This window comes from Saccharopolyspora sp. (assembly GCF_017434145.1).
GTDB classification, from domain to species: domain Bacteria; phylum Actinomycetota; class Actinomycetes; order Mycobacteriales; family Pseudonocardiaceae; genus Saccharopolyspora_C; species Saccharopolyspora_C galaxeae.
On record NZ_JAFRFW010001028.1, the window covers coordinates 1 to 11,514 of the forward strand.

At 69.8% G+C, this 11,514-nt stretch carries 10 protein-coding genes and 1 pseudogene; 6 read left to right on the top strand and 5 right to left on the bottom strand.

Annotation, left to right across the window (positions count from 1 at the left end; genetic code table 11):
* Window positions 1–197 precede the first annotated feature (197 nt).
* Window positions 198–779, bottom strand: coding sequence for an SMI1/KNR4 family protein (locus IJH84_RS28100; RefSeq protein WP_200068597.1), 582 nt, complete (start codon window positions 777–779; stop codon window positions 198–200).
* Window positions 780–980: 201 nt separating this feature from the next.
* Between IJH84_RS28100 and IJH84_RS28105 the strand changes: the two genes are divergently transcribed.
* Window positions 981–2,213, top strand: a complete 1,233-nt coding sequence (locus IJH84_RS28105; RefSeq protein ID WP_200068596.1) for a primosomal protein — start codon at window positions 981–983, stop codon at window positions 2,211–2,213.
* A 199-nt stretch (window positions 2,214–2,412) separates the two neighbouring features.
* On the opposite strand, the gene IJH84_RS28110 is transcribed toward IJH84_RS28105, so the two are convergent.
* A complete protein-coding gene (locus IJH84_RS28110; protein WP_200068595.1) occupies window positions 2,413–3,501 on the bottom strand; it encodes an adenosine deaminase in 1,089 nt (362 codons plus the stop codon).
* Between the two features lie 287 nt (window positions 3,502–3,788).
* Between IJH84_RS28110 and IJH84_RS28115 the strand changes: the two genes are divergently transcribed.
* Window positions 3,789–4,991 carry a hypothetical protein gene (locus IJH84_RS28115; protein WP_295150958.1) on the top strand — a complete coding sequence of 401 codons (1,203 nt, stop codon included), beginning with the start codon at window positions 3,789–3,791 and terminating at the stop codon, window positions 4,989–4,991.
* A gap of 105 nt (window positions 4,992–5,096) precedes the next feature.
* On the opposite strand, the gene IJH84_RS28120 is transcribed toward IJH84_RS28115, so the two are convergent.
* Together IJH84_RS28120 and IJH84_RS28125 are read right to left on the bottom strand one after the other, a co-directional pair.
* Window positions 5,097–6,377 carry a thymidine phosphorylase gene (locus IJH84_RS28120; protein ID WP_295150960.1) on the bottom strand — a complete coding sequence of 427 codons (1,281 nt, stop codon included), beginning with the start codon at window positions 6,375–6,377 and terminating at the stop codon, window positions 5,097–5,099.
* Between the two features lie 128 nt (window positions 6,378–6,505).
* A complete protein-coding gene (locus IJH84_RS28125) occupies window positions 6,506–6,883 on the bottom strand; it encodes a cytidine deaminase (RefSeq protein ID WP_295150965.1) in 378 nt (125 codons plus the stop codon).
* A gap of 451 nt (window positions 6,884–7,334) precedes the next feature.
* On the opposite strand from IJH84_RS28125, the gene sdhC reads away from it, so the two are divergent.
* The 4 genes from sdhC to IJH84_RS28145 all read left to right on the top strand — a co-directional run bounded on the left by sdhC (window position 7,335) and on the right by IJH84_RS28145 (window position 10,833).
* Window positions 7,335–7,769, top strand: a complete 435-nt coding sequence (gene sdhC / locus IJH84_RS28130; RefSeq protein ID WP_200068592.1) for a succinate dehydrogenase, cytochrome b556 subunit — start codon at window positions 7,335–7,337, stop codon at window positions 7,767–7,769.
* Window positions 7,770–7,772: 3 nt separating this feature from the next.
* Window positions 7,773–8,192, top strand: a complete 420-nt coding sequence (locus IJH84_RS28135) for a succinate dehydrogenase hydrophobic membrane anchor subunit (RefSeq protein ID WP_200068591.1) — start codon at window positions 7,773–7,775, stop codon at window positions 8,190–8,192.
* A gap of 62 nt (window positions 8,193–8,254) precedes the next feature.
* Window positions 8,255–10,045 carry a succinate dehydrogenase flavoprotein subunit gene (gene sdhA, locus IJH84_RS28140; RefSeq protein ID WP_295150962.1) on the top strand — a complete coding sequence of 597 codons (1,791 nt, stop codon included), beginning with the start codon at window positions 8,255–8,257 and terminating at the stop codon, window positions 10,043–10,045.
* Complete coding sequence (locus IJH84_RS28145; protein WP_295150964.1) at window positions 10,045–10,833, top strand: succinate dehydrogenase iron-sulfur subunit; 789 nt, start codon at window positions 10,045–10,047, stop codon at window positions 10,831–10,833. Before sdhA ends, IJH84_RS28145 begins: the two co-directional genes overlap by 1 nt.
* Window positions 10,834–10,957: 124 nt before the next feature.
* On the opposite strand, the pseudogene IJH84_RS28150 reads toward IJH84_RS28145, so the two are convergent.
* Window positions 10,958–11,514: pseudogene (locus IJH84_RS28150) on the bottom strand (transcriptional regulator); the annotation flags it as partial.

Consider the following 11,514-nt stretch of genomic DNA (forward strand, 5'->3'; position numbering starts at 1 on the left):
ACGGCGCGGAGCCGGACTGGACGGCCCCGTCGGGCATCGACCGCCTCCGCGCCTGCACCGAGCTCAAAACGGTCTGGCATCCGATCGGCACCTGACCAGGTCGCGTCGGTGCCGAGTCCGGCAGCACGGCTCGACCCGGCTCGGCGGGCTGGGGACTCGGCTGGTTCCACCTCCCCGACGGGTGGTGACCGGGCTGTTCAGCGGATCTGCCAGTCCAGCCTGCCGTCCTCGGTGACGGTGGGGTGGCTGTGACCCGCCGGTGCGCCTTCGGTCAGCGCCCGGTTCACGTCGCCGAGCATCGCCGCCACGTCGCGCCATTCCGGCCGTTGCACCTGACCGGCCTCCTGCTCCCACTCCAGCACGCACCCGCGCATCGGCCCGGGGCGCAGGTCCACGACCAGCTCGTCGGAGAAGCCGTCGCCTGCGATGGGGATCCACGCCGGGTGGTAGCTCGACCCCGGCGAACCCGCGTAGTAGTCGCAGGCCGGTCGTTCCCACTGCGCCGCCCACGTCTTGCGGTGCGCGCTCCACACTTCCAACGCCTGCTGCGCGCCGTACGGCGTGTAGAACGGCGGCAGCACGTCGGCGAGGACGTCACCGTCGGTGCCTCCGCAGCAGGACCACCACTCCCGCAGGTCCGCGGGCAACCCGATCTCGAATTCCCGTTCCAGCTCGCTGAAATCCGGCGGCGGGTAGGGCGGGAGCAGGGCCGCTGCGGTCACCGGTGCGTGCTCACCCAACCAAAGCACGATTCTCGTCCACAGCTCCGTGACATCCATTCGCTCCATGATCGACGCGGCGCGGCGGTGCCGGTACCGCCAACCGTGAGGCGCTGCTGCCAGGTGCTTCTCGCGAGGGGAAATCGGTTGCGGCGCGGTTCGACAGGATCGGTACCGTGGGCAACCCGACCAGCGAGCAAGCCTGAGTCGGTCACCCCGTAGGCTTCGGCGACGTCTGGTTCGGCCACCGGAGGTAGAAAGATGGCGCAGGACATCGTCCCCATCGAACTGGGGCTGCCGCAGGGCGACCTGGTCACCCTGTGGGCTCCGCGCTGGCGCGAGGACGGTGAGGACTGGGAGGCGTTCCTCGGCTACGAGGAGGCCCTCTACGCGTTCCCGGACGCCTCGAGACTCGCTGCGTTCGTGCGCACCGCCCGCGAGCACGACCTCGACGACCACCCGGCGTGGCACGTGGTGCCCGCCCTCTCGGCGGTGGAGCTGAACCCGGACGAAGATCACCAGTTCGACCTGGTCGGCGTGCCGGAGCTGGTCGCGGACACCCCGGACACCTGGACGATCAACGAACTGCACGACATCGTCGAGATCGCCCGCTCGCTGGCCGACGTGTGCGAGCTGGACGCGGTGCACGAGGTGCTCGACGCCGCCGAGGGCTTCGACCTGCTCGACCAGGGCACCCTGGTGTTCACCGGCAAGGACGGGCAGAAGCGCTGGGCGCAGGTGTGCAAGGTGGTCGCCGAGCGCTGGGACGAGGTGCTCGACGCGCTGGACGGGGTGGTGACCACTCCGGAGGTGCCCGCTGACGCGGTCGCCACCGCCGAGGCCGAACTCGCCGAGGCGCTGGACAGCGACGACGACAACGAGGAACCCGCCACCGGCGAAGAGTCCGATGTGGACACCGTGGAGGACGCCGAACCCACGTTCTGGAACGAGATCGGCATCGACCCGATCCGGATCGTGACCTCCGCGGGCGAGTTCTACTCGCTGCGCTGCTACCTCGACGACGACCCGGTGTTCCTCGGTTCCGACGGGCGCATCGACGTGTTCTCCTCGCCGCGCGCGCTCGCCCGGCACCTGGCCGAAGGCGAGGCGCTGGCGGACAACGACCTCGCGCAGGTCGCGACCTGGCCGCAGGTCACGCAGCGGGCGAACGCGGGTGAGCTGGAGGTCGAGGTCGACCCGGACAACACCTACGTGCTGACCGGGCTGGACGCCGACCTCGCCGCAGGCCCGTCCGAAGTGGAGCCGAACCAGCTGGACCTGGCCGAGGAACTGCTGCTGGACGCGGCCGCCTGGGCCGGGGACAAGACCGTGGACGAGGCGCTGCAACCGTCCGAGCGGCTGGGCTGGCTGGTCTCGTTCGTGCTGCGGCCGAGCCCGAACCGGCTGCCGCCGAGCCCGCCGTTCGACGCGGAGGTCGCCGCCTGGCGCGAACTGGTCGCCCAATTCGAGGACCAGCGCCTGCGCAAGCACTGAACCCGGCGACGGGTGGATACCAGCGGTCCGTTCGCTCCGCCCCGGCAGTGCGGACGCAGCGGTGCGCGCGCGTGTCGGCGGAGTCCGCGCGGCGCGCGCCGTTCCGAGCGAGCGGACCGCTCGACCCGTCCAGCGGGGCGAACGGCCCGCTCACTCCGTTGCAGCCTGGCGCGGGGAATGGCCCGTGCGCGGCGGCGGATCAGCCCATGAGCGTGGCGTAGCCCGGCTTGATCGCGTCGTTGATGACCGCCAGCCGGTCGTCGAAGCCCAGGAACGACGACTTCATCGCGTTGACCGTGAACCACTGCATGTCGGCCCAGTTGTAGCCGAAGGTCTCGTGCAGCCCGGCGAACTCGCTGGACATCGAGCAGTGGCTCATCAACCGGTTGTCGGTGTTCACCGTCACCCGGAACCGCAGCCTGCTCAGCAGGCCGATCGGATGGTCGGCCAGCGAGCCCGCCGCGCCGGTCTGCAGGTTCGATGACGGGCACATCTCCAGCGGGATCCGGCGGTCCCGCACGTAGGAGGCCAGCCGGCCCAGCTGCGCCTCGCCGTGCTCGTCGATCTTGATGTCGTCCACGATCCGCACCCCGTGGCCGAGCCGTTCGGCGCCGCAGTGCTGGATGGCCTCCCAGATCGACGGGAGCCCGAACGCCTCACCGGCGTGGATGGTGAAGTGCGCGTTCTGCTGGCGCAAATATTCGAAGGCGTCCAGGTTGCGGGTCGGCGGGAATCCGGCTTCCGGTCCCGCGATGTCGAAGCCGACCACCTCGGTGTCGCGGTAGCGCACCGCGAGTTCGGCTATTTCCGCGGAGCGCGCGTTCTGCCGCATCGCGCACAGCAAGGTACCGATCCGGACAAGTTTTCCTTGCGATTCCGCACGCCGTTCCCCTTCGCGGAATCCCGCTTGCACGGATTCCACGACCTCCGGCAACGAGAGCCCGCGTTCCTGGAACAACTCCGGTGCGTAGCGAATCTCCGCGTAGACCACCCCATCGGCCGCAAGGTCTTCCACGCATTCGGCGGCCACCCGGTGCAACGCCTCCGCGGTCTGCATGACCGCCACGGTGTGCGAGAACGTCTCCAGGTACCGCTCCAGCGAGCCGGAATCCGCGGACTCCTGGAACCACTTCCCGAGCGATTCGGAGTCCTCGTGCGGCAGGTCGGCGTACCCGACCTCGGCCGCCAGCTCGATCACGGTCTGCGGTCGCAGCCCGCCGTCGAGGTGGTCGTGCAGCAGGACTTTCGGGGCCAAGCGGATCGTGTCCAAGCTCACCGGTGTCGACATGACCCCACGTTACAACCGCGGAACCGGCATCGTCCGCAGGCGCATCGGAGCGAAAAACCACCCGATCGCACGTTGCCTGCAAAGTCATCCGGCCAGCTCAAGCGCAGTCCGGGCGCTCCATTGCCGCACAACCGCATTGCGCTGAACAGAGCAACTGCGCGAGGCCATTCGGAGTGCGATCCCCGGCCGCAATAACGGAAAGTACCCGGGGGCGGCTGGGAACGCGCGGATCGACTAGCTACGCTCGATCGGTCCTCCCCTGCCCCTCGACGAAGGACGTCCGCACCGTGAACGAGAACATGTCCTTCGACCGCATGCGGAACATGCTCACCCGTGCGGCCGAAATCCGCGAGAGCGAGCAGCAACAGATTTTCGACGCACTTGACGAGATCCACGCCCGGATGTCCCCGCTGGAATCGCTGGGGTCGGTCCGCAAGCGGCTGTCCGAACTGCCGGACCGCACCGAGCTGGGCTCGCTGACCGAGCGGGTCGACGAAGCGCTGTCCAAGATCGACGCCCAGGACGGGGTCATCGGCGAGGTCAAGACCGCCGTGGACGGCCTGTTCGACAAGCTCGCCAAGCCGTTCGCCGAGCTGGACGGCCGGCTGGACGGCGTGTCCGGGCGGTTCGACGGCGTCGCCGGGCGGATGGACGGCCTGGAGGACAAGCTCGGGCACATCCACAAGCGCCTGGACGAGCTGGGCGGTCACCTGGACAAGCAGGACTCCCGGCTGGAGTCGCTGCCCGGCGCGGTCACCGACCCGGTGCGCGAACGCATCGACGGCCTGGAGACCAGCCTGCGCGGCCGGTTCGCCGAGATCGACGAGGGCGTGCACGAGCACCTCGACGGCACCCGCGAGACGTTGCAGCGCGCGGTCACCGAGTCCGGTAGCGGCGTGCAGCACGCGCTGACCGAGGCGGTCTCCGGCAACCGGGACGAGCTGGGCGGCAAGCTCGACGAGCTCGCGCAGCGGCCCGCGGTGGACCCCACCGAGAAGCTGGACGGCCTGGCGCAGCGGCTGGAGCAGCTCACCGACCGGCTGGACAAGGTCTCCAGCCGCCTGGACAACGTCGAGGAGAACGTGCACGGCCGGATCGAGGCGGTCGAGCAGGGCGTGAGCAGCCGGCTGGAGACCGTCGAAGAGGGCGTCAAGACCGGGCTCGGCGAGCTCGGCGGCACGCTGGCGCAGAACCTCTCGCAGATCAGCGGCTCGCTGGCGTCCCGGCCGGACTCCGACGCGGTGGACTCGATGGTGCGCCAGGCCAACGAGGAGACCGAGCGGCGCCACGCCGGCCAGCTCGACGAGGCGATGGCGACGTTCGCGGAGCTGATCCTGGGCGGCAGCGCGCAGCAGTCCCCGCCGCCGCCCACCACGCTGCCGCGCCAGCAGCAGCAGCGGCGCGGCCGGTCGAAGAGCGCCACGCGCGAGGACAAGGCGCTCGGTTCGGACGACTCCTCCGACGAGGGCTACGCCGCCGAGAGCGCCTGACGACGTTCGCGACAGCGGGGCCGCGCTTCCTCCGGGAACCGCGGCCCCGCTGCGTTTCCACGCCCGGCACGCGCCGCGTTCCTCCCCGAGCGAACGTGGTGCCGGTCAGGGGTGGACGGTGCCGAGGATCAGCCGGGTGGGAGCGAACTCGTCCCCGGTGATCGCGATGGCGTCGGTCAGAGCTTCGCGGACTGCGGGTAGGCGGTCCGGGGTGTCGGTGTGCAGTTCGAGCAGCGGGTCGCCTTCGGTGACGTGGTCGCCCGGTTTCGCCAGGCAGCGGATGCCCGCTGCGTGCTGCACGTCGTCCTCCTTGCGGGTGCGGCCCGCGCCCAGCCGCCACGCCGCAAGCCCTACCGCGTACGCATCCAATGTGGACACGACGCCGGTGGCGGGCGCCGGGAAGGTCTCGACGTGCGCGGCACGCGGCGATTCCGCATCCGGATCCCCGCCCTGCGCGACGATCATGGCGCGCCAGACCCGATGCGCCGCACCGGAAGCCAGCACCTCCGCCGGGTCCACATCGGACAGACCGGCGTGCGCCAGCATTTCCCGCGCCAGCGCCAGGGTCAGCGCCACCACGTCCGCCGGACCGCCGCCGCGCAGCACCTCGACCGCCTCGGTGACCTCCAGCGCGTTGCCGACCGCGCAGCCCAACGGCACCGACATGTCGCTGAGCACGGCACTGGTGCGCACCCCGTGCGCGGTGCCGATGGCGACCAGCTCGTCGGCCAGCGCGCGGGCCTGCGCCAAGTCCTTCATGAACGCGCCGGAGCCGCACTTGACGTCCAGCACCAGCGACTGCGCGCCCTCGGCGAGCTTCTTGCTCATGATCGAGCTGGCGATCAGCGGGACCGATTCGACGGTTCCGGTCACGTCGCGCAGCGCGTAGAGCTTGCGATCGGCCGGGGCGAGCCCCTCGGTCGCCGCGCACACCACCGCACCGACCTCGTCGAGCTGCGCACGGATCTCGTCCGCGCTCAGCCGGGCGCGCCAGCCCGGGATCGACTCGAGCTTGTCCAGCGTCCCGCCGGTGTGCCCCAGCCCGCGCCCGGACAGCTGCGGCACCGCAGCCCCGCAGGCCGCGATCAGCGGCGTCAACGGCAGCGTGATCTTGTCGCCGACCCCGCCGGTGGAGTGCTTGTCCACGGTCGGCCGGGCGAGGCCGGTCAGCTCCAGCCGCGCACCGGAGGCGATCATCGCCGCGGTCCAGCGCGCGGTCTCCGCCCGATCCATGCCGCGCAGCAGGATCGCCATCGCCAGCGCGGACATCTGCTCCTCGGCGACCTCGCCCCGCGTGTAGGCCGCGACCACCCAGTCGATCTGCGCGTCGTCGAGCCTGCCGCCGTCCCGCTTGGTGCGGATCACGTCGATCACCGAGTGCGCCATGCACCGACCTCCTCGCCGTCGCCCGGCACCGTCGCCGAAGACGCCCGAGTCTCGCATCCGATCAAGCCCACCGGAACGATCAGCGCCGGAACCCGCGCTCGCAGCGGCGCGAAGCGAGACCGGAACGCTCAGAGCTCGAAGGCGTCCGGCAGGACCTCGCGCATGGGGCGGATGCCGCGGGGCGTGTCGACCTCGCAGTCCGGCCCGCCGAGCTCGTGCAGCAATTGCCTGCAACGCCCGCACGGCATCAGCAGCTCGCCCGCACCGCTGCGGCAGGCCACCGCGACGAACCGGCCCCCGCCGGTGAGGCACAACTGCCCGGCCAGCGTGCATTCGGCGCACAGCGTCAAGCCGTAGGAGCCGTTCTCCACGTTGCACCCGGCCACCACGCGCCCGTCGTCGCACACCGCCGCGGCGCCCACCTGCAATCCCGAATAGGGGCAGTACGCCGTTGCCGCCGCTTCCACGGCCTTCGCGCGCAACCACTCCCAATCCACCGCCACCATCCGCACCTCCCGAACCCGGCGAAGCCCTTCGGCCACGCTGAATACCGCATTTCACGAGCGCTGCGGGACAATGGAGCATTCCCGCCGCCACAAGCACGCACCCGCGCGAACACCGAACCGCCCGCAATGCTTTTGTGAGCTTATGCGCAGCGCAGATGTGGTGACATGGCTCTCCGGAAGGGCCCTTGACGCGGGTGCCGCGCATTGCCCGCGAGTCACGAGTTGATTTCTACATCGATCCACCGGCCCGGCAGCTTTGTCTGGTCGATCACACAGAGCACAGGTGAGTAGGCCACGCCCGAGACGCGGGTCTAGCATCCGAGAAGTCCAAGGCCCTAGTTCAGGTGGCCGGTGACGGGCGTGCGGATGCAGATGCTGACGACTCTCCACCGGTCGTCCCTCGTTCCCGAACGGGCCGCAAGTCCACCAGCGACGTTGGAGGCCTTCCACCATGGCCAGCACCACCGCCTCCGCGGCGGAGGCGCCCGAGCGCGAGGGCAACCCTCGTGCCAAGGGCTCCCTCTACCGCGGCGATCTGGGCATGTGGTCGTGGGTCGCGCACCGCATCACGGGCGTGCTCACCTTCTTCTTCTTGTTCGTGCACGTCCTGGACACCGCACTGGTGCGGGTCTCGCCCGAGGCGTACGACACGGTCATCGAAACGTACAAGAGCCCGATCATGATCCTGTTCGAGCTGGGTCTGCTGGCCGCGGTGCTGTTCCACGCCTTCAACGGCATCCGCGTCATGCTGGTGGACTTCTGGTCGAACGGGCCGAAGTACCAGAAGCCGATGCTGTGGACCGTGCTGGGGCTGTGGCTGGTGCTGATCGTGCCCGCCGCCATCTCGATGCTCACGCGCGCCGTCACGGAATTGTTCGGGGGCTGACCCATGACCACCACTGAAGCACCGCTGTCGGTCGACAAGCCGCGCTCGCCGCACCGCGCCGCCGCCCGCCGCAGCAATTTCGAGCTCTACAGCTGGCTGTTCATGCGGCTGTCCGGCGTCGTGCTGCTGTTCCTCGTGCTCGGGCACATGCTGATCATGCTGTTCCTGGACGGCGGGGTGCACCGGATCAACTTCGCGTTCGTGGCCGGGCGCTGGGCGAACCCGTTCTGGCAGTTCTGGGACCTCACGATGCTGTGGCTGGCCGGGCTGCACGGCGGCAACGGGCTGCGGACCGTCATCAACGACTACTCCCGCAAGGATGCGTCCCGCTTCTGGCTGAAGATGCTGCTGTACGTCTCGGTCGTGCTGACCGTTGGTGTGGGCACGTTCGTGCTGTTCACCTTCGACCCGAACATCGGCTGAGAACCGCCCGCGCAGCTTCGAGGCCCGCCGCTGGGCCTCGCCATCGGCCCTAGGAGGCGACCATGCAACACCACAAGTACGACGTGGTCATCGTCGGCGCCGGCGGCGCCGGGATGCGCGCGGCGATCGAATCGGGCCAGCGCGCCCGCACCGCCGTGCTCACCAAGCTCTACCCCACCCGTTCCCACACGGGGGCCGCGCAGGGCGGCATGTGCGCCGCGCTGGCCAACGTGGAGGAGGACAACTGGGAGTGGCACACCTTCGACACCATCAAGGGCGGCGACTACCTCGTCGACCAGGACGCCGCTGAGGTGATGGCCAAGGAGGCCATCGACTCCGTGCTGGACCTGGAGAAGATGGGCCTGCCGTTCAACCGGACCCCGGAAGGCCGGATCGACCAGCGCCGCTTCGGCGGGCACACCCGCGACCACGGCAAGTCCCCGGTGCGCCGGGCCTGCTACGCCGCGGACCGCACCGGCCACATGATCCTGCAGACGCTGTACCAGAACTGCATCAAGCACGGGGTGGAGTTCTTCAACGAGTTCTACGTCCTCGACGTCACGATGAGCGAGGACGAGAACGGCGAGCAGGTCTGCACCGGCGCCGTCGCCTACGAGCTGGCGACCGGCGAGATCCACGTGTTCGAGGCGAAGTCCGTCGTGTTCGCCACCGGCGGGTTCGGCAAGGTCTTCAAGACGACGTCCAACGCGCACACCCTCACCGGTGACGGCATGGGCATCATCTACCGCAAGGGCCTGCCGCTGGAGGACATCGAGTTCTACCAGTTCCACCCGACCGGCCTGGCCGGGCTCGGCATCCTCATCTCCGAGGCGGTCCGCGGCGAAGGCGGCATCCTGCGCAACGGCGACGGCGAGCGGTTCATGGAGCGCTACGCCCCGACGATCAAGGACCTGGCGCCGCGGGACATCGTCGCCCGCTCGATGGCGCTGGAAGTGCTGGAAGGCCGCGGCTGCGGACCGAACAAGGACTACGTGCTGCTCGACGTCACGCACCTCGGCGAGGACGTGCTGGAGCAGAAGCTGCCGGACATCACCGAGTTCTCCCGCACCTACCTGGGCGTGGAGCCGCTGGAGGAGCCGGTGCCGGTCTACCCGACCGCGCACTACGCGATGGGCGGCATCCCCACCAACATCGAGGGCGAGGTGCTGCGGGACAACGACACCGTCATCCCCGGCCTCTACGCCGCCGGTGAGTGCGCCTGCGTCTCGGTGCACGGCTCGAACCGGCTGGGCACCAACTCGCTGCTGGACATCAACGTGTTCGGCCGCCGGGCGGGCATCGCCGCCGCCGAGTACGCGGGCGAGCACGAGCACGTCGAGCTGCCGGAGAACCCGGCGAAGCTCGTGGAGGGCATGGTCGAGCACCTGCGCACCGCGCACGGCGGCGAGCGGGTCGCCAAGATCCGCACCGAGCTGCAGGAGACGATGGACGCGAACGCCTCGGTGTACCGCACCGAGGAGACGCTGAAGCAGGCGTTGTCCGACGTGCAGGCGCTCAAGGAGCGCTACGGCCGGATCGCGGTGCACGACAAGGGCAAGCGGTTCAACTCGGACCTGCTCGAGGCCGTCGAGCTCGGGTTCCTGCTGGACCTGGCGGAGTCGCTGGTCAACGCCGCGCTGGCCCGCAAGGAGTCCCGCGGCGGGCACGCCCGGGAGGACTACACCGCGCGCGACGACACCAACTTCATGCGGCACAGCATGTCGTACAAGCAGTTGCCCGACGCCGAGGACCCGAACGCGCCGCTGGGCCTGACCGGCTTCCAGGCCGACATCCGGCTGGACTACAAGCCCGTCGTCGTGACCCGGTACCAGCCGATGGAGCGTAAGTACTGATGACCGCAACCGTTGAGAACACCGAACAGACCGCGGACCTGCCCTCGGACGCCCCGCCGATCCCGGAGGGCGCGACCATGGTCACGGTCCGCATCCAGCGGTTCAACCCGGAGGTCGACGAGGACCTGCACTGGGAGTCCTACCGGATCCCGGCGCTGCCGTCCGACCGCGTGCTGAACCTGCTGCACTACATCAAGTGGTACGTCGACGGATCGCTGACGTTCCGCCGTTCCTGCGCGCACGGCGTGTGCGGCTCCGACGCGATGCGGATCAACGGCGTCAACCGGCTGGCCTGCAAGGTCCTGATGAAGGACATGTTCGCCAAGAGCGGCGAGACGACGATCAGCGTCGAGCCGATCAAGGGCCTGCCGGTGCACAAGGACCTGCTGGTCGACATGGAACCGTTCTTCGAGGCGTACCGGGCGATCAAGCCGTACCTGGTCACCTCCGGCAACGAGCCGACCCGCGAGCGCACCCAGTCGGTCGCCGAGCGGGCCCGGTTCGACGACACCACCAAGTGCATCCTCTGCGCGGCGTGCACCACGTCGTGCCCGGTGTACTGGTCGGAGGGCTCCTACTTCGGCCCTGCGGCGATCGTGAACGCGCACCGGTTCATCTTCGACAGCCGGGACGAGGCGGCCGAGGAACGGCTGGACATCCTCAACGACGTGGACGGGGTGTGGCGCTGCCGCACCACGTTCAACTGCACCGACGCCTGCCCGCGCGGTATCCAGGTCACCAAGGCGATCCAGGAGGTCAAGCGCGCGCTGATGTTCCGGCGCCGCTGATCGGCAACGCACCACGGCGCCCGTCCCGGCTTCCGGGGCGGGCGCTGTCGCATTCCCGGCCGCGGTGCGCGTGCGCGGCGAGTTGGTCGAACGCCCGACGCTCGGCAGGTCCGCGCGGGCGAGATCACCGGGAGGCGTCGGTGAAGCGTTCATGGCCGAGCACCGAAAGCAGTTCGAGCTTGGCGTGGCCCTCGGTGCCGGGGGCGGCGGTGAGCACCAGCAGCGCCTGCGAACGGTCCTCGGTGAACAGCACCTGGCAGTCCAGCTCGATCGGGCCGAGTTCCGGATGCAGCAGCGTCTTGTGGTCGGTGAACCGCGTGGCGACCTCGTGGCGCTGCCACAGCTCGGCGAACTCGTCGCTCTCCCGCTGCAACGCCCGCACCAGCTCCCCGGCCGCCGACTTCGCGCCCAGCACGCCGTAGGCCGCGCGCAGGTTGGCGACCTGCGCGCGGCTCTGCCGGTCGCGGTCGTCCACCGGGTAGATCAGCCGCTCCGCGGGGTCGGTGAACCACCGGTAGACCTCGCTGCGGGCGAGGCCGGTGTGCCCGGAGCGGTCGCCGAGCAGGGCCACGGCCATGCGGTTCTGCACCAACGCCTCGCCGAGGCAGGACAGGATCATCGCGGGCGTGTCGTCCAGCCGATCGAGCACCCGCAGCAACGCGGGTGCGACGTGCGTCGCCG